The 23989-nt window shown below is 68.5% G+C and carries 16 protein-coding genes; 6 read left to right on the forward strand and 10 right to left on the reverse strand.

The genetic code is table 11. The annotated features are described in order from the left end of the window. The first annotated feature begins 67 nt into the window (after window positions 1–67). Complete coding sequence (locus EV653_RS23865) at window positions 68–565, forward strand: SigE family RNA polymerase sigma factor (RefSeq protein WP_134105914.1); 498 nt, start codon at window positions 68–70, stop codon at window positions 563–565. Then, window positions 562–1125, forward strand: coding sequence for a hypothetical protein (locus tag EV653_RS23870; RefSeq protein WP_134105915.1), 564 nt, complete (start codon window positions 562–564; stop codon window positions 1123–1125). The genes EV653_RS23865 and EV653_RS23870 overlap by 4 nt, the downstream gene beginning before the upstream one ends. Here EV653_RS23870 and EV653_RS41760 read toward each other — a convergent pair whose 3' ends face one another. The 5 genes from EV653_RS41760 to EV653_RS23895 form a co-directional block, all read right to left on the reverse strand. Next, complete coding sequence (locus EV653_RS41760) at window positions 1126–2205, reverse strand: DUF4190 domain-containing protein (protein WP_134105916.1); 1080 nt, start codon at window positions 2203–2205, stop codon at window positions 1126–1128. 27 nt (window positions 2206–2232) lie between these two features. Then, the gene (locus EV653_RS23880) at window positions 2233–2901 is read right to left on the reverse strand and encodes a DUF4190 domain-containing protein (RefSeq protein WP_134105917.1); all 669 of its coding nucleotides are present in this window, start codon (window positions 2899–2901) and stop codon (window positions 2233–2235) included. Window positions 2902–3034: 133 nt separating this feature from the next. Beyond that, a complete protein-coding gene (locus tag EV653_RS23885; protein WP_134105918.1) occupies window positions 3035–4243 on the reverse strand; it encodes a DNA polymerase III subunit delta' in 1209 nt (402 codons plus the stop codon). Then, window positions 4240–6225, reverse strand: a complete 1986-nt coding sequence (gene tmk / locus EV653_RS23890) for a dTMP kinase (RefSeq protein ID WP_134105919.1) — start codon at window positions 6223–6225, stop codon at window positions 4240–4242. Before tmk ends, EV653_RS23885 begins: the two co-directional genes overlap by 4 nt. Window positions 6226–6234: 9 nt before the next feature. Continuing rightward, window positions 6235–7329 (reverse strand): pyridoxal phosphate-dependent aminotransferase, encoded by a 1095-nt coding sequence (locus EV653_RS23895; RefSeq protein WP_134105920.1) that lies wholly within the window; start codon window positions 7327–7329, stop codon window positions 6235–6237. A 63-nt stretch (window positions 7330–7392) separates the two neighbouring features. Between EV653_RS23895 and yczR the strand changes: the two genes are divergently transcribed. Then, the gene (gene yczR / locus EV653_RS23900; RefSeq protein WP_134105921.1) at window positions 7393–8805 is read left to right on the forward strand and encodes a MocR-like transcription factor YczR; all 1413 of its coding nucleotides are present in this window, start codon (window positions 7393–7395) and stop codon (window positions 8803–8805) included. A 27-nt stretch (window positions 8806–8832) separates the two neighbouring features. Further along, window positions 8833–8985, forward strand: a complete 153-nt coding sequence (locus tag EV653_RS41295) for a hypothetical protein (RefSeq protein ID WP_166679531.1) — start codon at window positions 8833–8835, stop codon at window positions 8983–8985. A gap of 163 nt (window positions 8986–9148) precedes the next feature. On the opposite strand, the gene EV653_RS23905 is transcribed toward EV653_RS41295, so the two are convergent. The 4 genes from EV653_RS23905 to EV653_RS23920 all read right to left on the reverse strand — a co-directional run bounded on the left by EV653_RS23905 (window position 9149) and on the right by EV653_RS23920 (window position 16845). Further along, complete coding sequence (locus EV653_RS23905) at window positions 9149–11926, reverse strand: glycoside hydrolase family 2 TIM barrel-domain containing protein (protein WP_238160009.1); 2778 nt, start codon at window positions 11924–11926, stop codon at window positions 9149–9151. Window positions 11927–11992: 66 nt separating this feature from the next. Next, the gene (locus tag EV653_RS23910) at window positions 11993–12424 is read right to left on the reverse strand and encodes a Fur family transcriptional regulator (protein WP_134105923.1); all 432 of its coding nucleotides are present in this window, start codon (window positions 12422–12424) and stop codon (window positions 11993–11995) included. Between the two features lie 10 nt (window positions 12425–12434). After that, window positions 12435–15161, reverse strand: a complete 2727-nt coding sequence (gene topA / locus EV653_RS23915) for a type I DNA topoisomerase (protein ID WP_134105924.1) — start codon at window positions 15159–15161, stop codon at window positions 12435–12437. Between the two features lie 316 nt (window positions 15162–15477). Further along, on the reverse strand, window positions 15478–16845 hold the full coding sequence (locus EV653_RS23920) for an alpha/beta hydrolase (RefSeq protein ID WP_166679532.1): 1368 nt from the start codon (window positions 16843–16845) through the stop codon (window positions 15478–15480). Window positions 16846–17002: 157 nt separating this feature from the next. On the opposite strand from EV653_RS23920, the gene EV653_RS23925 reads away from it, so the two are divergent. Together EV653_RS23925 and EV653_RS23930 are read left to right on the forward strand one after the other, a co-directional pair. After that, window positions 17003–20656 (forward strand): NPCBM/NEW2 domain-containing protein, encoded by a 3654-nt coding sequence (locus EV653_RS23925; RefSeq protein ID WP_166679533.1) that lies wholly within the window; start codon window positions 17003–17005, stop codon window positions 20654–20656. 288 nt (window positions 20657–20944) lie between these two features. Next, window positions 20945–22387 carry a DUF7059 domain-containing protein gene (locus tag EV653_RS23930; protein ID WP_134105926.1) on the forward strand — a complete coding sequence of 481 codons (1443 nt, stop codon included), beginning with the start codon at window positions 20945–20947 and terminating at the stop codon, window positions 22385–22387. Here the strand turns inward: EV653_RS23930 and EV653_RS23935 are convergent. Beyond that, window positions 22381–23949: a GGDEF domain-containing protein gene (locus EV653_RS23935; RefSeq protein WP_238160011.1), complete on the reverse strand. Its 1569-nt coding sequence runs from the start codon at window positions 23947–23949 to the stop codon at window positions 22381–22383. The genes EV653_RS23930 and EV653_RS23935 overlap by 7 nt on opposite strands. Window positions 23950–23989 lie beyond the last annotated feature (40 nt).

Raw genomic sequence — 23989 nt, forward strand, 5'->3', positions numbered from 1 at the left:
ATTGTTCGGCTGGCCCCCAACGTCGTGGGTGGGTTGTTCGTCTTGGTGGGTGAGAGGGGGTGGGGTGGTGGCTGACTGGGAGCCCGCGTTTCGGGCGTTGTTGGCTGCGCGGGGTGATGCGCTTCGGAGCTATGCGTATCTGCTGACCGGCGACGCGAGTACAGCCGGCGACCTCGTCCAGGAAGCGCTCACCCGGGTGTTCAGTCGGCGGCGGATCGGTGGGGACGTCAACGAACTCGAGGCGTATGTGCGGCGCGCGATGCTCAACCAGTACATCGACAGCCGCCGCCGACTCAGGCGGTGGAACGCGACCCGCCACCTGCTGGTCGACCTCCCGCACCACGACGACGACCGGCTGGCGGTGGCGGACGACGTCCGACGGGCGCTGGCGACCCTGTCATCGAAACAGCGAGCGTGCGTCGTACTGCGCTACTACGAAGACCTGCCGGTCAGCGAGATCGCGGACGAACTCGGCTGCGCCGAAGGCACCGTGAAGCGTCACCTGGCCGATGCAAGAGCGAAGCTCGCCACGCAACTCGGCGTCACCGAGGAGAGCACCCCATGACCACGGACCTGCGAGAACTACTCCGCACCACAGCCGCCGAGGCCGGCAACACTGTCGACCTGGCGGAGGAGGCGGTCGCCGAGCGCATCCGACACCGTCGTGCCCGAAGCCGACGCCTAGCGATCGGCGGCACGGCACTCGCCGCCGCCGTGGTGATCGCCGGTACTACGTGGGCCGTCCGCCCCGGCGACGGACACCCACCGGCAGCAAGTGGGCCGACGGCCGCCGCCGTCCCGCCTCGAATCGTCACCTCCGATGTCGACAATCTCAGTGGAATGGAAGCGGCCCTCCAAGCGACGCTGACCACCGACGCAAACGGGTGCGTACGGCCTGCAGCTCAATCCGACGTAGTTCTCGTGTGGCCGCGCGGATACACCGTCCGGGGAGATTCAACGTCCTTCGAGATCCTCGACGCCGCGAACAAGGTCGTCGCACGCTCCGGCACCCCCATCACCATGGGCGGCGGAGGCGCAGACAGATTCCAGCCCACCTGGACGGGCCGCGACTGCGCCACCGGCGGCCCCCTGTGGATGGTCGGCGGCATCAGTGCCCGCCGCTAGCTAGCGGTGGCTGTCTTTTACTGTGGCGGTTAGTTTTTCGTGGTCAGGGCCGTAGGTGGCGCAGACGACGAGGCGGTCGTGGTCGGCCCAGAGGTATCTGTCGGGGGTCCAGTAGGAGACGTCCAGCTCGGAGTCCTCGGGGGATTTGCCGACGTAGCTGGTGAACTCGGGGCTGCAGGCGCGGTCTGCGGCTTTGTCTATGCCGTTGTCGCCGGGGTACGGGCCCTCGGGGAGGGTGACGTCGGCGATGACTTCGCCGTCGTGGGCGACGGTGCACGGCTGGCGGACGACCTCGGCCTCTTCGCTGCCGTCGTCGAAGCATTCACCGACGGCCAGGTCGTCGACGCTGGTCGTCGGGCCGGTGGAGTACGACGAGACCGGTTCGGGCGATCCGGAGTAGTCGTCGTACGTCGAGCCGAGCGCGATCAGGACCCCGATCAGGGCGACGTACCCGATCGTCACGAGCGAACCGATCACCAGCCCGGCGATCGCCATGCCCTTGCCGGCCTGGTGGCGGCGGTTGATCTGGACGAGCGCGGCGATGCCGAGCCCGATCGCTACCGGCGCGGACAGGCCGATGAAGATCCCGCCGATCCCGGTCGCCAGCGACGCGGCCGCCAGCCCGTTCGTCCCGCTCGACCCCGTGTAGCCGTAACCATACCCGTACGGCACCGGCGCCGGCCCGTACTGCGCCGGATACTGCCCCGGCCCATACCCCTGCCCGTACGCCGATTGCGGCGGCTGCGGCCCATGAGGGGGCTGACCATAAGGCCCGGGCCGGCCGTACTGCGGCTGCCCCGGCCCAAATGACGCCTGCCCATAAGGCGCCTGCCCAAAGGACGGCTGGCCAGGAGCCGGCTGCGGTTGTCCAGGAGCCACCCACGGCGACCCGGCCTGCGCCGACCCCGTCTGCTGCGAATGACCCTGCTCCGGCCGCCCGTACGTCGGAAACGCCCGCGTCGGGTCCGGGCTCGGAAAGACCTGGGTCGGATCCTCGGTGGAGAACGACTGGGTGACGTCCTGGGTGGCGTCGTGCGGCCTGTCCTGCGGACGTTCTGGTTCGTACGGTGGCTGAGTCACGCTATCCCCACTGCTCCCCCGCAGGCATTACCGCTGTGATCCGCGCATCGTACCCGTCAGCTTGGTCCCCGGCATTCCGACCAGACACAGGACGTTGCCGTCAGCAACGTCACGATTTTCCAGTACGACGTAGTACATGTCCAGCTCGGACCGCTCGTACGGCTTCCCGACGAACTCGACGAACGCCCCCGCGCACTGCTGCGTCGCCACGGTCCCGGTCTGTGCGACGGACAACCCGGCCAGCGCCGCGCTCACCTTCGCGTACGCCTCACCGGTGTGCGGCGCGGCGCAGTCCGCGATCCGCACCAGCTTCAGCGCATCAGCGTCGAGGTCCGCGTCGAAGCACCGGCCGACGGCGACCTGCGAGATCGGCACCGTCCGGCCGATTCCGGCCCGGTGCTCGCCGATCAGGTTGAGGGTCACTGCCACCGCGGTCGCGATCACCCAGCACAGCGAGACCAGCAACGCGCCGTACGCGAGCCGTTTCCCGCGGCCACCGGTCCGTTTGATCCGGCGCAACGCGATCCCGGCGAGCACGAGGGCGATCGGCACCATGCCGGGCAGGCTGGTCGCGAGCGCTGCGACGGCGTACCCGTCCTGCTTCTGTTGCGCCGGCGTCGGGACACCCTCGAGCCATGACTCAGCCGGCGGCAACGGCTGCCGCACAGGCTGGATCTCGGAGGGCGGCTGGTTCATCGGCGTCCGTTTCGGCGAAAAAGGGTGCCGAGCGGTCTGCTTCACCCGGACACCCAGTCATCGGACCCGCCGGTCTCGGTGTTACACCGGCCGCCCAGTTATCGGACGTGCATCCCGGAACGTGACCAAGGCCTCAGCGCAGCACGCGGCGCGGAATCGTGAACCCGTCGCTACGTCCTTCGAACAACGAGACGGTCATCGCCTCCAGCGCGACCAGCGGCGCGACGTTCGCCTCGATCGCCTCGCGGCACATCCCGATCGCGTCGATCCGGCGCACCGTCTGCTCCGGTGTCGTGCGTGCCGCGAGCTGCTCGATGTTCCGGTGCAACTCTGCGTTGATCAGCTCGCTACCGGATCGCGTCTGAACGACCAGCACATCCCGGTACAGCGCCATCAGATCCACGAGTGAGCGGTCGAGCACATCGCGTTCCCAGCGCTTGGCGCGGGCCTTCTGCTGGTCCTCGAGCTCCTTCAGCGCGGCGTTCGCCTCGCGCGGTTTGGCGCCCTTCGTCCCCACGCCGAGTGCCTGCTCGAGCGCGGACCGCTCCTTCTCGTCGACCTTCTCGGCGCTGGCCTTGGCCTCGACCTTGGCCGCGTCGAGCAGCTGCTGTGCCGCCTTCAGGCAGGCTCCGAGGTCACGCAACGCGAACGGCACCTCGAGCACCTTGTTCCGCCGCTCGCGGACCTCTTCGTCACGGGCCAACGCCCGCGCCCGGCCGATGTGTCCCTGCGCAGCCCGCGCGGCGAACCAGGCCAGATCCTGATCCACCTCGAGCTTCCGGCTCAGCATCTCCGCGACCGCGGCGACCGGCGGCGTCCGCAGCACCAGCAGCCGGCAGCGCGAACGAATCGTCGGTACGACGTCCTCGACCGTCGGCGCGCACAGCACCCAGACGGTCCGCGGCGACGGCTCCTCGATGCTCTTCAGCAACGCGTCCGCGGCCTGCTCGGTCAGGCGATCCGCGTCCTCGATCACCATCACCTGCCACCGGCCCTGCGTCGGGCTCATCGCGGCCCGGCGGACCAGTTCGCGGACCTCGCTGACCCGGATCGACAACAGCTCGGTCCGGATCAACGACACGTCGGGGTGCGCGCCACTGAGCGCCGTACGGCATTCGTTGCACTCGCCGCAGCCCTGGTTCGCGCATTGCAAGGCAGCCGCGAACGCTCGGCCCGCGTTCGACCGGCCCGACCCGGGCGGGCCTGTGATCAGCCAGGCGTGCGTCATCCCGGCAACCGCGGCGCCCCTCTCTCCCCGCAGTACGGCGGCGGCGCCGGCGACAGCCTTCCGCAGTACGGCGACTGCCGGGTCCTGTCCGACCAGGTCGTCCCATACGCTCATAAATCCACCTTCGGGAGCATCGGCTGGAGACGGGCGCGGATCTGTTCGGCGATGTCCTCGCGGTCCTGGGACGCGTCGATGACCAGGTAGTACTGCGGCTCCGCTGCGGCCAGCTCGAGGAACGCGTGCCGCACCCGCTCGTGGAACTCGTCGGACTGGGCCTCGATCCGGTCCCGCTCCTCGAACCGGCCGAGCCCGCGCTTCGGCGGCAGATCGAGCAGGATCGTGAGGTTCGGCCTGAGGTCGTCGGTGGCCCAGCGGTTCACCCGCTCGACATCGGACACATCCAGATCACGCCCGGATCCCTGGTAGGCCAGCGCAGAGTCGACGTACCGATCGGTGATCACGACTGCCCCGGCCTTGAGCGCCGGCTTGATCACCGAGTCGACATGCTCCGCCTTGTCGGCGGCGTACAGCAGCGCCTCCGTGCGGTGTGAGATGTCGCCCGTCGCCGGGTCGAGGACGATCTGCCGCAGTGTCTTGCCGAGCTCGGTCGCGCCCGGCTCGCGAGTCAGCACGACCTGTTGCCCCTGCTCCTCGAGCCACTTCACGAGCAGTGCGGACTGTGTCGACTTCCCGGCCCCGTCGCCGCCCTCGATGGCGATGAACAGCCCCGTCGTCGGGTAGTCACCGCGCGTCTTCCCGAAGCTCCGCCGCACGTCGCGCCAGAACGGAACACCCGGGCGGTCGTCCATCTGCCGCCAGGAGAGCAGACCGATCACCCCGGCCACGATCGCGGCCACGAGCATCGTCATCGAAGCACCGTTGTACGTCGCCGAGTGGCCGCCGATCGTCCAGGTATGCCGACCGATCGCACCGGCGGCGAACGGCGCGATCGCCAGCGTGATCGCGAGCACCGTGCGAACGGCGGACTGCACGAACGCGAACGTCCGCCCGCGAACGGCATCCGGGACTTCGAGACCGAGCAGCGTGTACCCGGAAACCCACGATCCGCCGGCGCAGAACCCGAGCAGGACCGCGATCATCGTGGCGATCTCGATCTGCTGGATCAGCGCCAGCCCGGCCAGGCAGATGCCCGACCCGACCAGCCCGGCCGCGAACAACCGCCGCCGGGACAAACCCGAGAAGATCCGCGGCGCGAATCCCATGCCCAGCGCGAGACCACCGAAGACAGCGCCGAACAACACGCCGTACCCCGGGTCGCCGGCGCCGAGATCCTCGACATACGTGCGACCCAGTCCGACCACGACCGCGCCGGCCGCGAACGCTCCGGAGATACCGACCACGAGGCCGCGGACCACCGGCGTACCGGTGACATAGGACCAGCCCTCGACCATGGTCCGCCACAGCGTCGGGTGGTCCTCGTGGTCGTGGACCGCGCGGCCGATCTCGGCGACCGACACGATCGCGAACGCTGAGACGACGAACGTCGCGGCGTTCACGTAGACGGCAAGATCGATGGAGAAATCGCCCGCCCAGCGCGTGACCAGCGTGATCGCGGTGAAGATGACGGCGGCCGGAAGAGCCGTGCCGTACGTCGTGATCAGGCTGATCTGGTTGGCGGCCTCGAGCCGGTGCCGTGGAATCAGGTTCGGCACCGAGGCGTCCTTGGCCGGCCCCCAGATCAGGCTGACGATCTCGATCAGCACGGTCGCGATCAGCAACCAGGTCAGCGTGCCGACGATCGGGATCGTGACGAACAACGCCGCCCGGATCAGGTCGCCGAGGATCATCGTCCAGCGCCGATCCAGCCGGTCCGCGATCCAGCCGGCCACCGGACCCATCACCAGTGCGGGCAGCACGCGGAGGAACAGCACGCCGCCGATCGCGAAGTTCGCCGCCTGGTAGTTGTCGCCGGCGAACGCCTTCGCCATCGCGGTCAGCGCCAGCAACCCGATCCAGTCGCCGAGACTGGACAGCCCGAACGCGATCCACAGCCGCCGGAACGCGCGGATCCGCAACACCGCGCGCACATCATGCGCCGGTGCGGGATCGGTCAGCGGGTCGTAAGCCTCCGGCACGCCTAAAGACTAGTGGGCCGCATGGACAGCCTCACGCAGCGCATCCAGGCCCGCCTTCAGCTCACCCGCCGCCGGGTACCCGAACCCCAGCCGGAACGCCCGCGGCTCGTCCCCGAACCAGCCCCCATCCGCCAGCCGCACGCCCCGCTCCGCGGCCTCCTGCTTGAATCGCACAGGGTCGACCTTCAACCGCACCACGCACAACGCCCCGGCATCCGGCCGGACCCACTCGACCACGTCGCTGTTTTCCTTGACCCAGTTCTCGGCAATCCGAAGGTTCTCTTCCAGCCACGACCTTCGCACGCCGAGGATCTGCTCCTCCTGCTCGAGCACTCGCACCGCGAGGGCCTCAGACACCGGCGCCGCGGACACAACCGTGTTGAACTTCGCCGTGGACAGCTGCTCCACCAGCTCGGCATCCGTGCTCACGACCCACCCGATCCGCAACCCTGCCGCTCCATGGCACTTCGACAACGAGGCGACCGACACCACCTTGGTTCCAAGGTGGACCGCGGTCTCCGCAATCGGATCGTCGCCGTACGCCGCCACCCGGTACGTCTCGTCGACCATCAAATAGGCGTCCGGGCATACCTCGCTCATCGCGATCACGATGTCCTGCAGGGTTTCCAGCGAGATTGCGACGCCGGACGGGTTCTGCGGAGTCGTCAGGCTGACCAGCCTGGTCTCCGGCGTCAGCTGCGCCCGGACAGCGTCGCTGGTGACGCGGTATGCCTCGTCGAAGCTGACGGGAACAAGCCGCACGTCGGCGCCCAGCGACGCATAGATGTTGCGTGTGTTCGGAAACAGCGGGTTGGTCGTCACGACCTGCCCGCCACGCTCGAGCAGCAGATACGACAGCAGGAAGATCCCGTGCATCCCGCCGACCGTGACGACAACTTCATCGGGCCGTACGCCGTGCCGCTCGGCGATCGCGCTCCGCAGCCGAGGGTCGCCGGCCGCCGTACCGTAGCCGAGCTCGAGGTCCGCCAGCTCCGGCGTCAGCACATCGCCGAGCCGGAGGTCCGGTCCGTAGCTCTCGCCCAGGTCGTGCATGGGTTGCTCGGCGGTCAGGGACATGATCTCGTTGCGCGGAAAGGTGGCCATAACACCATCGTTCTGGGCTTGGTCTGGCGACCCCAGAGCCAATCCGGCAGAATTGGTCCGCAGATGAGACCAATCGAGGTAGTCGAGCGGTTGGGCCGCTGGTCGTCCGGCCGCGGCCCGCTGTACGTGCTGCTCGCGGCCCGCCTCCGCCACCTGATCGACGACGGCGAACTCCCTCCGGGCGTGCTCCTACCGCCGGACCGGGCACTCGCCGGCGCGCTCGCAGTCGGCCGTACGACGGTGGTCGCCGCGTACGACCTGCTCCGCGCCGAGGGTCGGATCACTCGACGGCAGGGCAGCGGCACGCGCGTGGCCGGCGTACCGTCGGGAGGTCCTGTCGAGGACGCTCCGGTCGACCCGATCTTTCTGGACTCGCTCGAGGCGCGCGACGACGACGTACTGCTCGCCATCTGCGCCGCGCCCGGCTCTCCGCCGCCGCAGCTTGCCGAGGCGTTCGTCGAGATCGCGCCGCAGCTCAGCCGGATCAGCGACGACATCGGCTACTACCCGTACGGTCACCCGTCGCTGCGGAAGGCGTTAGCGGCGCGGTACACGGCTCGCGGCGTACGGACGTCCTTCGAGCAGATCCTGGTCACGAACGGCGGCCAACAGGCCCTCTCGTTGCTGGCGCATGCTCTGGTGTCACCTGGCGACCAGGTGCTCGTCGAGGCGCCGACCTACCCGGGCGCGTTGGAGGTGTTCCGCGAGGAAGGCGCAGTACTGCGTGGTGTGCCGGTCGGACTGGACGGGTTGGAGGCGGCTGTGCGGGAGCGGCGTCCTGCGCTCGCCTACGTCATCCCGACGTACCAGAACCCGACGGGCTCGGTGATGTCTGCGCTCACCCGCCAGCGGTTGGCCGGTGCCGGCATCCCGCTGATCGAGGACGAGGTTCCGGCGGACCTTGGCTTCCCTGGGGAGGTGCTGCCCGTGCCGTTGGCGGCGTACTCCGATGCGGTCATCTCGATCGGATCACTCAGCAAGAGCATCTGGGGCGGCCTACGCATCGGCTGGATCCGCGCATCAACACCTCTGATCAACCGCTTGGCCCGCCTCCGCGCCGTACACGACCTGGGCGGCAATGTCCCCACCCAGCTGGCCGCCGTACACCTGCTGCCCCTCCTGGACGGTCCTGATCTCCACGAGACCCTCAAGAGCCGCCACGACCACCTGCACAAGCTCCTCACGCAGGCCTTCCCCACGTGGGACATCCCAACGGTCACCGGCGGCCAGTGCCTCTGGGTCGGCCTCCCGTACGGCGACGGCACGTCCTTCGCCCAGACCGCCCTACGCCATGGCCTAGCCATCCTCCCCGGCGCCGGCCTCGACATCACCGGCGCCAGCGACACCCACATCCGCCTCCACTTCCGAGCCCCCGAACCCGCCCTCACCGAAGCAGTCCACCGCCTAACCACAGCCTGGTCCGCCTACCACCCACCAAACACCCGCGTACGCGCCCGACCCTCGATCGCTATCTAGAGATCCGTTCAGGCCTATCCTCGCGGCATGAAGGATGCCAACATCCGTGCCGATCTGGTCCGCCGTGGTCGCCTGATCCCGGCGGACGATCCCATACCGCTAGAGCTGCCGCCAGGCGACGTGGATACTTCCACCGACTCGACGGAAGTGATCGCGGATCTCCGCGAAGACCGACTGTGACCGCGTGTGGAAGTCTGGCGGCCACCTCCACCGGCCCAGCACTCGCGCGCTAAACGCTCGTCGGAGGAGGCGGATCCCCAGGCCATCACAAAGTGCGGTTCAGCTGCGACGCACGAAGGCGACGCCCGCTGTCGCGGGATTGTGATGGCCTGGGGATCCGGTATCAGCGGGTGAAGCGGAGGGTCAGGGCGGCCGGGGCGGTTTTTAGTTTGTCTCGGTCGGGGAGGGATGGGCCGCAGGCGGCTGTTCCTACGCCGGTTTGGGCGATGTCCAGGGTGACGTAGGTGGTGTCGCCGGGGACCAGGTCCGCGGTGTGCTCGGCCGCCTCCAACGCCTGGGTGGTCCAGTCGCGGACGGTCAGGCCGAAGAGTTCGTCGACTGCTTCGATGCGTAGACCGTCCAGCCGGGTCCAGCGGGTGTCGACGCGGTGGCCGTTCTCCTGGGGGCGGACGTACGGCGTTTGCAGTTCGGCGACCGTGGCGGAGTACTTGCCGACGGCGGCTGCCTCGCGGGTGTCGACGTACGCCTCGTTGGGGCCGGTGCCGAACCACTCGACCCGCTCCACCTTCGGTAGCTCGAAGGTGATGCCGAGCCGCGGCAACACCTCCGGGAACAAGCCTTCTGGTACGACGCTGAGCTCGAGCACCAGGCCGTTCTCGACGGCCGTCCAGCGCCACGTACTCCGCAGACCCCACTGGAGCGCGGGCGGCGCAGTCCGGGTGACAACCTCCCAGGCACCCTCGCGCTCACCTTGCGAAACGATCCGGTGCTGCACCCGGTGGAGCCCCTGCTCACGCCAGGCCGCCGCAACGCCAGGAATCGCATCGTTGTCGATCGGGGCCCGCCAAACGTCCAGCCGAATGTTCCGCAGACCAGCGATGTCGATGCCCTGCACACCAACGGTTCCTTCGGCCGGCGAACCCGCCGGAACAGCAGCCGCCAGAGCCGGCTCGTCGAGGCGGATCTGGCCCCAGGCAACGCGGTGCCCAGCGTCCGCCCAGGACGTCGCGTCGGCGAGTTCGGCGGTGACGGTCAGCCAGGTTTCCGGCCGACCAGCCCCGCGTTCCTTCTCGATCTCCGGCGGCAACTCGACCGACACGGTCTCACCCGGTGCGATCACCGGCACCTGCAGCCCGCCGCCCCCGATGACCTCACCTTCAGCCTCGAGCGACAGCGTGAACCGAAGGTGACTGGTGTCCAGCACCTCGTAACGGTTGGTGATCGACACACGGTTGCCGTCAGCAACGATACGCAGCGGCTCGATCACCTTGATGTACTCGTGCATTCCCGGCGACGGCGTACGGTCCGGGAACAGCAGCCCGTCGCAGACGAAGTTGCCGTCGTGGATCGTCTCGCCGAAGTCCCCGCCGTACGCGTAGACCTCGCGCCCGTCGATCGTCGTTCGCAGACCGTGGTCGATGAACTCCCAGATGAAGCCGCCCTGGCAGCGCGGGTACTTCTCGAACACCTCGCGGTAGTCGACCAGCCCGCCCGGCCCGTTGCCCATCGCGTGCCCGTACTCGCACAGGATGAACGGCAGGTTCCGGTACAGAGAGGTGTCCGCCCCGATCTCCGCGCATCCCTCCGGCGACGTGTACATCCGCGAGTAGATGTCGACGAACTCTGCCTCGGTGTCACGCTCGTAGTGCACCGGCCGCGACGGGTCGAGCTCCTTCACCGCGTCGTACATGTCCTTCAGGTTGGAACCCATCCCGCACTCGTTGCCGAGCGACCAGATCACGATCGACGGGTGGTTCTTGTCGCGATGCACGGTACGCCGCATCCGATCGACCAGGTCGTCGCGGAAACGCGGATCCATCACCGGGTTCGGCAGCTTCGGCGGCTGCGGCTCGTAGCCGAAGCCGTGCGTCTCCAGATCGCACTCGTCGATCACGTACAACCCGTACTCGTCGCACAGCGCCAGGAAGTGCGGGTGCGGCGGGTAGTGACTCGTGCGGACCGCGTTGATCCCGGCCCGCTTCATGATCAGTACGTCGTCCAGCATGTCCTGCTCGGTCAGCGCGCGACCCCGGTCCGGGTGGAACTCGTGCCGGTTGACGCCGTTGAACAGCACGCGATTGCCGTTGACCGTGAAGATCCCGTCGACGACCGCGACAGTCCGGAACCCGATCCGCAGCCGCACCTCGCCGCCCGCGGTCCGCAGTACGGCGTCGTACAGCCGCGGCACCTCGGCGCTCCACGGCTCCACACCCTCGACACGCACATGCTCACCCGTCGTCACCGAGAGACCCAGCTCAGGCACCGAAACAGTGCCGGGTACGTCGGACTCGACGAGGAGCGTGCCGTTGCCGTCGATGTGGTCCCACGCGGCCTTGACGAAGACGTCGGTCGGCGCGTCCGGGCGGAGCGCGAGCAGGTTGACCTCGCGGAAGATCCCGGACAGCCACCACATGTCCTGGTCCTCGACGTAGCTGCCGAGCGACCACTGGTGCACGCGGACCGCGATGCGCGCTTCCTTGCCCGGGGCAACCAACGAGGTGATGTCGAACTCCGACGGCAGCCGCGACCCCGACGACCAACCCACCTCGGAGCCGTTCACGAACACCGCGAACCGCGAGTCGACGCCCTCGAACCGCAGCACGATCCGGGCGCCGTCCCAGTCCGCCGGCACCGTCACGACCCGGACGTAGTCGCCCGTCGGGTTGTCGGTCGGCACGTACGGCGGCTCGAGCGGGAACGGGTAGTCGATGTTCGTGTACGCCGGAGCGCCGTAGCCACTCAGCTGCCAGTGACCGGGGACCGCGATCGTGTCCCAGCCGGACGTGTCGGGGTCCTTCAGATCGTCCGGCGCGTCCGCCACCGTCGGCGACAGGCGGAAACTCCAGTCCCCGTTGAGCGCCAACCGCCCGGAGTCGTCGTCCAGCCAGGCGCGCGGCGCCAGCACGTTCTCACCGGAGGCAAAGTCCTCGACATAGGTCACAGCCCCAGACCCTAAGCCAACTCTGTTCATGAATCCACACCGATGAACAGATATGGACAGCGGACCTCAGCGGCTGCAGTTCTGGCACACTCCGACGAGGGCCACCTGCTCGGGCGCGAGGTGGAACCCGAGCTCTCGGGCGAGCTTCTTCCGGGCCGATTCGAGGACGTCGCCCGGGGCGTCGTACACCGTGCCGCACTCCGAGCAACGCAGGTGCAGGTGGCGCGGGGCGAGGTCGCCGGCCAGGTGGTACGTCGTCCCTGCGCGTCCGAGGTGGACGTGCGTGACGAGCCCGAACTCGCCGAGCGCGTCGAGCGCCCGGTACACGGTCGCGCGGTGGATCCCCGGGCGCAGCTGCTCGGCCCGCTCGCCGATCTGCTCCGCGCTCAGGTGCTCCTCGGTCCCCGCCAGCACCTCGACCACCGCGAGCCGGGCGGGCGTGACCCGCTCGCCCCGCTCACGCAACCGCTGCGCGCTGACTTCGACCGCGCTCGTCATCCGCGCTCCCTCAGGACTTCTTCGCCGTCGTCTTCTGCGCGGTGGTCTTCTTGGCCGTTGCCTTCTTGGCCGCCGTCTTCTTCGTGGCGGTCTTCTTGGCCGTCGTCTTCTTGGCCGCCGTCTTCTTGGCCGTCGTCTTCTTCGCGGTCGTCTTCTTCGCCGTGGACTTCTTCGCGGTCTTCTTCACCGGGCCGCGGGCTCGCTTGTCCGCCAGCAGCTCGGCCGCGCGGAGCAGCGAGATCGTCTCGACCGCGTCGTCCTTGCGGAGCGTCGCGTTCGTCTCCCCGTCGGTGACGTACGGGCCGAAGCGACCTTCCTTCACCACCACGGGCTTGCCGGACTCCGGGTCCTCGCCGAGCTCCTTCAACGGCGGGGCCGCGGCACGGCGGCCGCGCTGCTTCGGCTCGGAGTAGATCTTCAGCGCCTCGTCGAGCGTGATGTCGAACATCTGCTCCTCGGTCGCCAGCGACCGCGAGTCCGTGCCCTTCTTCAGGTACGGCCCGTAGCGCCCGTTCTGCGCCGTGATCTCGTCGCCCGACTCCGGGTCCTTGCCGACCACGCGCGGCAGCGACAGCAGCTTCATCGCGTCGTCGAGGCTGACGTTCTCCAGCGTCATCGACTTCAGCAGCGACCCGGTCCGCGGCTTGGCGCCCTTCGGCGCATCCTCCGGCAGTACTTCGGTCACGTACGGCCCGAAACGCCCTGCCTTCGCGACAACGCGCAGGCCGGTGTCCGGCGCAGTACCGAGGTCGAGCTCGACACCCGACGGCTGGGCCAGCAGCTCCTGCGCCTTGTCGACGGTCAGCTCGTCCGGCGGCAGGTCCTCCGGCACATTCGCGCGCCGCTCGTCCTTGTCCTCGACGTACGGTCCGTACCGACCGACGCGGACGACGATCCCACTGTCGTCACCGCCGACCGGGAACGTCGACATCTCGCGGGCGTCGATATCGCCGAGATCGTTGACCATCGAGTGCAGGCCCTCGAGGTCGTTGTCACCGAAGTAGAACCGCTCGAGCACACCCTCACGCTGCAGATCGCCGGCCGCGACCTCGTCGAGCACGTCCTCCATCGTCGCGGTGAACGCGTAGTCCACCAGCCGGGTGAAATGCTCCTCGAGCAGCCGGACCACCGCGAACGCCAGCCAGGCCGGAACCAGCGCCTGACCCTTCTTGTAGATGTACCCGCGGGCCTGGATCGTGCCGATGATCGAGGCGTACGTCGACGGCCGCCCGATCTCGCGCTCTTCCAGCCCGCCGACCAGCGTGGCTTCGGTGTAGCGCGCAGGCGGCTTCGTCTCGTGCCCGGACGCCAGCACCTCGACTGCGGGCAGTACGTCGCCCTCCGCCACGTCCGGCAGCCGGGTCTCCTGGTCGTCCGACCCGGTGGACGGGTCGTCCTGGCCCTCGACGTACGCCTTGAGGAATCCGTGGAACGTGATCACCCGGCCGGACGAGGTGAACTCGCACTTCTCACCCGTGGACGCGGTCGCGTCGATCCGGATCGAGACGCTGTTCCCAGCGGCGTCCTTCATCTGGGACGCGATCGTCCGCATCCAGATCAGCTCGTACAGCCGGAACTCCGCACCGGACAGACCGGTCTGGGCCGGAGTCTGGAAGGTCTCGCCGGCCGGCCGGATCGCCTCGTGTGCCTCCTGCGCGTTCTTCACCTTGGAGGTGTAGACCCGCGGCTTGTCCGGCAGGTACGACGCGCCGTACAGCTCGCGGACCTGGGCCCGGGCCGCGGTGATCGCGGTGTCCGACAGCGTGACGCTGTCGGTACGCATATAGGTGATGTTGCCGTTCTCGTAGAGCCGCTGGGCGACCTGCATCGTCTGCGAGGCGGACATGCCGAGCTTCCGGCCGGCCTCCTGCTGCAGCGTGGTGGTCCGGAACGGCGCGTACGGCCGGCGGGTGTACGGCTTGGACTCGATCGACCGGACGGTGAACTGCGAGTCGCGCAAAGCACCGGCCAGCGCGGTCGCGGTCTCCTCGTTCAGATGGACGGTGTTGGCGCCCTTGAGCTCACCGGTCGAACTGAAGTCGCGGCCCTGCGCCACCCGCTTGCTGTCCACCGAGACCAGGCGGGAAGGGAACTGCCGCGGCGTCCGGCTCTCACCGGCGTCGAGGGTCGCGTCGAGGTCCCAGTACGACGCGCTGCGGAACGCGATCCGCTCGCGCTCCCGGTCGACCACCATCCGGATCGCGACCGACTGGACCCGGCCCGCCGACAGCTTCGGCATGACCTTCTTCCACAGCACCGGGGAGACCTCGTACCCGTACAACCGGTCGAGGATCCGGCGCGCCTCCTGGGCGTCGACCAGGGCCTCATCGATGTCGCGGGCGTTGCCGACCGCGTCCTGGATCGCCTTGGGGGTGATCTCGTGGAAGACCATCCGCTTGACCGGGACCTTCGGCTTCAGCTCCTCGAGCAGGTGCCAGGCGATCGCCTCGCCCTCGCGGTCCTCATCTGTCGCGAGGAAGAGCTCGTCGGCGCCCTTGAGCAGGTCCTTCAGCTTGCGGATCTGCGCCCGCTTGTCGGCCGGTACGACGTACAGCGGGTCGAAGTGGTCCTCGACGTTGACGCCGAGGCGTGCCCAGGGCAGGCCCTTGTACTTCGCCGGGATCTCGTCCGCGCCGCTCGGCAGGTCGCGGATGTGGCCGAAGCTGGACTCCACCACGTACCCGGACCCCAGGAAGCCGGCGATCATCCGCGCCTTCTTCGGCGACTCGACGATCACCAAACGGGTCCCTGCCGTTGTCTTCGTCCCTGCTGCTGCCCCTGCCACTGCGCTCCCTACTCTCGCGACTCTCGTCCTGCGACCAACGCCCCAATCCCAAACGGCACCGGCTTCGGGTCTGTTCCCCCGGACACGGACCGACCCTGCCCGAGGACAGAGTACGGCCGACGGCAACGCATTTCTCAACGCACCGTAACCGCTACCACCCCCGGTCCGCCTCCCAGGATTTCAGAAAGTGGCGAACACCCCACCAGTCACCGCGCGTCGCGACGCCGCCACGGTGGGCGTGGCGAATCTCTGTCGAGAGTACGCCGTCTCAGCGGACGAAGCGCACTTCCGGGAACTTCGGGGAGCCGCCGCGGAGCAGAAGTGACGGCCGGCGACGCAGCGTCTGGTCGAAGAACGCGGCAATGTACTCGCGCTGCGCCAGCACGCTCCGGGCCGGTTTCGCGCTGCCGACGAGGGCCTTCATCACCGAGGTGATGATCGGGTCCTCGCCGTAGATGTCGTGGAAGAGCTGGGAGAAGATGAACTGGTAGTCGGTGAATGCCTTCTGCCTGGTGTTCACCAGCGTCAGGTTGAGTCTGCCGCCGCGCTGCGCCTTCCAGAAGCTCGCCCAGGACGCGTCGTAGGTATCCCCGGCGGGATCGGTCCGCTGCGTCTCCCCCGATCCGAACAGCAGGAACGGCCGGTCCAGCCCCTGCTCCGCCACATCGCCGAGCGGACCGTTCTTCCGGTCGTCCTGGAGTGTGCCGTCCAGGTCGATCCCGGCCGAGATCCGTTGGTCCTGCAGCATCGCGTTCGCGGCCGTATACCCACCGAGGCCGATACCGAACATGCCGACCTTGCGCAGGTCGAGCCCGTCCGCGAGGTCCTTCGGCAGATCCTTGCCATCGGCATCGACCTTGCGGCCGTCGGCCATCCGCTCGAGCTGGTCCAGCACGAACCGCGCGTCCGCGGTCCGGGTCTCGACCGCCGCCCGGATCTGGTCCGGACCGGGCGGTTCGGACTCCGGCGCGCCCGGCAGGAACCGTCCGCCGGGGAACTCGACCGGCGTCTCGTGCGAGTGGTCGATCGTCACCACGACGTACCCACGGCTGGCAAGGTCCTCGACCTGCGCGGTGTTCACGAACCGGCTGTACTGAAAACCGGGCGAGAACAGTACGACGGGATGCCGCATCGGCTGCGCCGGTACGTCGACCCGCGCGTGTGTCTCGGTGGCGGCGAAGTCGAACGACCCGCTCGGCAGCGCCAGTCCGTACTCACCCGTCCACGCGTCGTCGACCTCGACCGCGGTCCGCGGCGGCATGTACTTCGCGAACGGCGCCGACCCGAACATCCCCGCCGGGTACCAGAGGCTGATCATCAACTCGCGCTGCCCGCTGGGCATGGCGGGATCCGGCCGCGACCGGTCGATCAGGTGGACCGCGGTCGTCCCGAGCGCCTTCCGCCCGGTCGGCGCCGGCAGCCGGAACTTCACCGGATGGAAGTTCGGGTCGTCCTGCGCGCGGATCGGGTCCGGCGCGAGGCCGGCGGAGCCGTCGGGATCGATCGGGGAAGCTTGCGCCAACCCCGGCCAGGCCGCGGCAACACCGACCGCGAGGCCGGCGGTCAGGCCGGCGCCCAGGACGTGACGCCTGGTGAAGACGTGACTGCTGGGGCTGCTGGGACGCCGGTTGCTCATGCGACTCATCGTCATCGCCTTGTTTCACCCCGTGATGGCGACATGGTTTCAACTTCGTCACGGGTGACCTGATGACAACGGGTCGCCGGTGCGCTTCACTGTGCACATCTTGTTCATTGATGCGTGAAGTGAGGCACTCGTGAGCATCTTTGTCCGCATGAAACGTTCAGTAATCGCCCTAGCTCTGTTAGCAGGCGCACTTGTGTACACCGCGGCTCCCGCGCAGGCCGCCGCCACCACGCTCGGTGACATCACCGGGTTCGCGGCCGGCAAAGCGACGTACACCCTCAGCGCCGGCGCGGCGAAGGTGCGAGTGGTGTTCCTGAAGGACGACGTCTTCCGGCTGTGGATGGCGCCGGACGGGAACTTCACCGACCCCGCGAACACCCCGCCCACCGATCCGGGCGCCCCGGCGTCCACCATCGTCACCAAGACGAACTACGGCACGCCGCCGACCTCCTGGCGCGACTGTGGCACCTACTACTCGCTCACGACCGGCAAGATCGAGGTCCGTGCGCAGAAGAGCCCGCTGAAGTTCTCCGTGTACCGGTCGAACGGACAACTGGTCTGGTCCGAGGCGGCGCCGCTGTCCTGGACGGACACGTCGACCACCCAGACGCTGGCGCGTGGTGCGAACGAGCAGTTCTTCGGCGGCGGCATGCAGAACGGCCGCTTCTCGCACCGGGACCAGACGATCAAGATCTCCAAGGACTTCAACTGGGAGGACGGCGGCAACCCGAACGCGTCGCCGTACTACATGAGCACCGCGGGGTACGGCGTACTCCGGAACACGTTCGACCCGGGTAGTTACAGCTTTACCAGTCCGGTTGTAACTACGCACGACGAGAAGCGCTTCGACGCGTACTACTTCATCGGCGATCTGAAGACCTCGCTGGACCGCTACACCGAGCTCACCGGCCGGCCGTTCATGCCGCCGATCTACGGGCTCGAGTACGGCGACTCCGACTGCTACAACCGCGGTCACTATGCGACGGACCCGGACCCCAGCAACGACTGGAAGGTCAACCCCGACAAGGTCACCACGCTGGACGCAGTGAAGGTCGCACAGCGCTTCAAGGACGAGGACATGCCGGGTGGCTGGATGCTCGTCAACGACGACTACGGCTGCGGGTACTCCGCCAACACCGACTCCGAGCAGGTCGACGGCACGTGGTGGGGCAAGCGCGACATCCCCGCGCTGAAGCAGACCGGCGACGAACTGCGGGCACGGAACATCCAGATGGGCCTGTGGACACAGTCCAACCTGGACCGTCAGTCGGCCGAGGTCGGTGACGCCGGTGTGCGCGTCCGGAAGCTGGACGTGGCGTGGGTCGGTCCGGGCTACCGCTACGCGCTGAGTGCCTGCGACACCGCGCATGACGGCATCGAGCAGTACAGCAACGCCCGCGGGTTCGCCTGGATGGTCGAGGGCTGGGCCGGCGCGCAGCGGTGCGCGGTGCAGTGGACCGGCGACCACAGTGGCTCGCTGGACGCGATCAAGTGGCAGATCCCGGCGATCACCGGCTCCGGCAATTCGGGCATCGCCTACAGCGCGGGTGACGTCGACGGCATCTTCGGCGGCAGCGCCACGTCGTACGTGCGTGATCTGCAGTGGAAGGTGTTCAACCCGGCGTTCATGAGCATGTCCGGCTGGTCGACCCCGGCGTACAAGCAGCCCTGGGCGTACGGCGACCCGTACACCTCGATCAACCGCAAGTACCTGAAGCTGCGCGAGCGCCTGCTTCCGTACTTCTACACGTACGCCGCTGAGGCGCACCGGACCGGCGCTCCGCTGAACCGGTCGCTGGTGCTGGAGTACCCGAACGACCCTCGCACGTGGGACGACACGACCAAGTACGAGTTCCTGGCCGGCAAGGAGTTCCTGGTCGCGCCGATGTACGGCGCGGACGAGGTGAAGAACGGGATCTACCTGCCGGCCGGACGCTGGGTCGACTACTGGACCGGTCGGGTGTACCAAGGTCCGACGACGGTCAACGGCTACCACGCCGCGCTCGACACGCTGCCGCTGTTCGTGAAGGCGGGCGCCGTCGTACCGATGTGGAAGTCCGGCATCAACAACGCCGCCGAGCAGAAGCCGAGCGACCCAGTCACCGTCGACATCTATCCATCGGGCAAGTCGTCGTTCAACCTCTACGAGGACGACCGCGTGACTCGATCGACGAAGTCCGCCACGCAGACGTTCGCCGTCGACGCACCGACCGACGGCCGCGGCGACATCACCGTGAACATCGGCCGCAGCAACGGTTCGTACGACGGCAAGCCCGCGGCGCGCCCGTACGAACTCACCGTCCACACCGGCACCGCGCCACACAACGTCACCATCGACGGACGCCCAGCCAAGTGGAGCTTCGCCAACGGCGTCGTCACCGTGCAGACCGCGTCGATCGCCACCTCGCGGTCCGCCGTGGTCCTTCTCTCCGGCACCTCTTCGGTGGGCGGCGCGGACGTCGCCAACACCTTCGGCACTCCGGAGCTCACCACACCGTCGCTCTGGAACGCCCCTGGCCAGGCAACCGAGGTGACTGCGACGTTCCGCAACGACACCCCCGGCACCCTGCGCAACGTCGACCTGGCCATGCAGGTTCCGGCCGGCTGGACTGTCACCGGTGCCGGCCAGTTCGCGTCGGTCCGCTCCGGCCAGACCGTCGCCACCAAGCTGCAGGTGACACCCGGCGCGGACGTCAAGCCGGCGAGGTTCACCCTGCAGCTGAAGGCGAGCTATGTTGCCCAAGGCAAGAGTTACTCCAACTCCGCCTCGGCAACAGCCGAACTGCCGTACGCATCGTTGTCCCAGGCAGCCAACCTGGTCGGCATCACCGACGCAAACACCTATAAACAAGGCAACTTCGACGGATCGGGTGACAGCTTCAACGGCGAAGCGCTCGCGGCCGCCGGCTACTCGCCGGGCGCAAAGGTCACGGTCCAGGACGCCGAGTTCACCTGGCCGACCGGAGCGCCGGGCACGCCGAATGTGGTGAAGAATCAGTCCGCGCCGATCCTCGTCTCCGGCACCGGATCCCACCTCGCACTCCTCGGCGCCGGCGCCAGTCTCAACGCTCGTGGAGCCGTCACGATCATCTACACCGACGGCACCACGTCCGAAGGCACCTTCCAGTTGCCGAACTGGTGTTGCCAGGACCCGACCACCGGCGGCGCCAAGCTCGCCGTCTCGGTCAAGGGGCGCTACACGCCGGCCGGTCTGGGCAATACGACGACGGACTATCGCGTCTTCTACACCGCCGTACCGCTCGATCCCGGCAAGACCGTGAAAGCGATCAAGCTACCCGGCGGCGGGCTCGGGTTCTTCGCCGCCACGATCGCCGACAAACCGTTGCCACCGGCACCCACCGGGGAGAACTGGGTCAGCGACCTGGAGTTCCTCGACTCCACCAACGGCTGGGGTCCGGTCGAACGCGACCACAGCAACGGCGAGGACGGCACCGGCGACGGCGGCCCGATCACGCTGGACGGCGTCACGTATGCGAAGGGCCTCGGCGCGCACGCTCCTTCGTCGGTGAGCGTCCGGCTCGGCGGCAACTGCACGACGTTCACCAGCAAGCTGGGCATCGACGACGAGATGGAGGACCGCGGCAAGGTCACCTTCAAGGTGCTCACCGACGGCACCGCGAAGTACACGTCGGACCAACTGACCGGCACGTCTCCCACCGCCAGTACGACGGTCGACGTCACCGGCGCCCAGACCCTCACCCTCCAGGTCACCGACGGAGGCGATGGCAACACCAGCGACCACGCCGACTGGGCCGACGCCAAACTCACCTGCAACCCATAACACCCACAGCGCCCCCGCCCACCCCGCCCATCCCACCTACCCCGCCCGCCCCCGCCCATCCCACCTACCCCGCCCGCCCCCGCCCATCCCACCTACCCCGCCCCGCCCCGCCCCGCCCTGCCCCGCTCGCATTTGATGGGTTAACCCACCTGGTTGGGGGTTCCTCACCCGTATCCAGGGTGTGGAACCCCCAACAGGATGGGTGGACCTATCTAATGTGTCGCGTCGGGGCGGGGGGACGGGAGCGGGAACGGCAGGAGGGGTCGGAGGTGGTGGGAGGATGTGCGCATGCGGGAGTTGACGGGGTACGACGTGGGCGGGCTGCGGGCGGCGTTCACGGCCGCGAGGTACACCGTGGACGGGGTTGCCGAGCGGCTCGGGGAGCAGGCCAACGGGGCCCTGGGGCGCAACGAGACGGCGCCGGCGGCTCGGCGTACGGACTCGGGGGACGCACTTGACACGATGATCCGGCTGTTCCTCTTGCAGCGGCCCGTGCCGGAAGCGCTTGTGAACAAGGCGTTCCCGGGCATCGATCTAGTTGCTCTGGGCATCATTGCGATATCGGGTGGCGAGGCAAGGGCCGTGCTCGACATCCGCCCGTTCGCGGAGGACGAGCGGGAGTGGTGGGTGGTTGCCGACCCCACCCCGGGGCTCGACGGGCGCCGGGAGGCGATGCGCTCCGACTATGTGCTCGGGATCGCCCCGGCCAGCCTGAGCCTGATCCACCTCACCGTCCAGATCAAGGCAGATCGTGCGCTCGACATCGGCACGGGCTGTGGCATTCAGTCGCTCCACCTCGCCGACCGTGTCAACCAGCTCGTCGCCACCGACGTCAACCCGCGAGCGTTGCAGCTGGCCCGTTGGACGGCGGCGCTCAACCACATCGACCTCGACGTACGTGATGGCAGCCTGTACGAGCCGGTCCGCGGTGAGCGGTTCGACCTGATCGTCAGCAATCCGCCGTACGTCATCTCCCCACCCGGCGGCGACCTGACCTACCGCGAGACCGGGTACGCCGGTGACGCCGTCGTCGAGCAACTCATCAGGCAGGCGCCGGGCCACCTCACCGACGGCGGCTGGTGCCAACTGCTCGCCAACTGGACCTGCGTCCGCGGCGAGGACTGGCAGGACCGCATCGCCGGCTGGACCGCAGACCGCTCTGCCTGGGCCGTCCAGCGCGAGCAGCTCGACCCGTCCGAGTACGTCGAACTCTGGCTACGCGACGCCGGCCTGCACGACTCACCGCAGTACACCACCCGGTACGACGAGTGGATGCGCTACCTGGACGAACACAGCGTCGAAGCGATCGGCATGGGCTGGATCACCCTGCACAACGTCGAAGGCACGCTCGATGCCGAGTCTTGGCCGTACGAGATCGAGCGCCCGATCGGTCCGCACGTCCTGCATCGCTTCGAACGTCTGGAAGGCCTTCCCGCCGACCTGACCGCTCTGCACCTCCGTGTCGCGGACGACGTCATCCAGGAGACCACTGGTCAGCCAGGCGCTGAGGACCCGGCCACGATCGTCCTACGGCGCCAGCGTGGCATGCGCCGCGCAGAGCAGGTCGACACCGTCCTGGCCGGCTTCGTCGGTGCGTGTGACGGTGACCTGAGCGTGGGCCAGATCCTCGCTGCCCTGGCGGACCTGATGGACCGGCCAGTGGTCGACGTACTCTCCGACTACCTTCCGCAGATCAGAAACCTCGTCATAGAAGGCTTCCTGGACTACTGAGCGGCCCGGCGACGTCGGCGCTTCTCGGCGTACATGCGGCGGTCCGCCTCGGTCAGCAGGTCGCTGACCGACGTACCGTCCGTGCTGCTCGCCTGCCCCACGCTCAGCCGCAGCATGGCGAACCATGGCGCCAGCGCGTGCGCCGCCTCCCGATCCGCCGCGGCCTTGATCCGCTCGACGAGCTCGGGCGCGCCGCGCTCGTCCGGGTTGTCGAGTACGACGACGAACTCATCCCCGCCCGCCCGCGCCACCACATCCTCCGCGCGGCACTGCTCCGTCAGCAGCTGCCCGACGCGCCGCAGTACCTCGTCACCGCACGCATGTCCGTAGCTGTCGTTGATCACCTTGAGGTTGTCCACGTCGATCGCGATCACCGCGACCGATCGACCGGAGTCCCGTGCCACCGACATCCGCTCGTCCAGAGCGCGCCGATTGCCGACACCGGTCAGCGGGTCCTCCCGAGCGGCCCGCCACTCCGCGTCGTGCCGGATCGACAGCTCATGGTTCGCCAGGGCAGTCCGTACGGCGTACAGCCCGCGCAACCGCTCTGCCCACCACCCGCGGCTGATCGCCCGCGCGTACTGCAACCCGGTAGACGCACCCACGTCGCCTGACTCGGCCACGATCTGTACGGCGGTGTGCCGGATCAGCGCCTCGACCGGCGGATCCGACGTCGGCGGCAGCTCACTCGCGGACCGTCCCGCAGCCTCCATCGCGTCGTCGACCCGGCCGAGCCGCAGGTACGCCCTGGCCAGGTAGGCGCCCGCGATCGCGGCCAGCTCGAGATCGCCGAGCTTCGCCAGCTGGTCGCGGCAGTCCTTCAGGATCACCGCCGCCTCGCCCGCGTCCCCTGCGTCGTTGCTCGCGGCGAGCCACATCCGCCCGACCATCGGCCAGTACCCGAGCAGGTCGGCCGCGAGGATCGCGTCGACCGCCTCGCCCGCCCACCGATGAGCTGCCCGCCGCCGCTCCTTGATCTCCTCGTCGTACGACGGGTCGCCGAGCCGCTCGAGCTCGTGGGCCCAGCGCAGGTTCGACTCGGCCAGGTTCAGCCGGTTGATCGCCGGGGCCTCGGGCAGGCCGAGCGGATCGTGATCACCCTCCGCGGCGAGCTCGAAGTGCGGGATGCACAACTCGTACAGCCGGAGCAGGTCATAGGCGTAGCCGAGGCCCGTGTGCGCCCAGCCGGCCAGACCGAGATCGCGGGTCCGCGAGAGGGCGTTCTCCGCGGCGACCAGATCCGCGACCGAGTCACCGCCCTCGCCGGTGCGGATCAGCGTCACGATCCGCAGTGCGATCGCGTTCGCCTCCCAACCCGGCTCGTCGATCGCGCGGGCGACCCGGATACAGCTATCGACGGCGTCCAGGGCCTCGACCGAATCGGTGGCGTGATGCGCCGCGACGGCCCGCACGTACTCGGCCGCCGCCCGCTCGTGACTCGGCTCCGGATCCAGCTCGGCCAGCAACTCGTTCAGCTCGAGCGCAGCCTCGGCCGGACTGCCTGACTGCGCCCGCGTCATCGCCGCCGCGATCCGTGCCGTCACCCCCGACGTCTCGCGCACCACACCTCCCCTACCCTGACTCACCCTCTTGCAGTGCCCA

This window comes from Kribbella pratensis (assembly GCF_004365355.1).
Taxonomy (GTDB): domain Bacteria; phylum Actinomycetota; class Actinomycetes; order Propionibacteriales; family Kribbellaceae; genus Kribbella.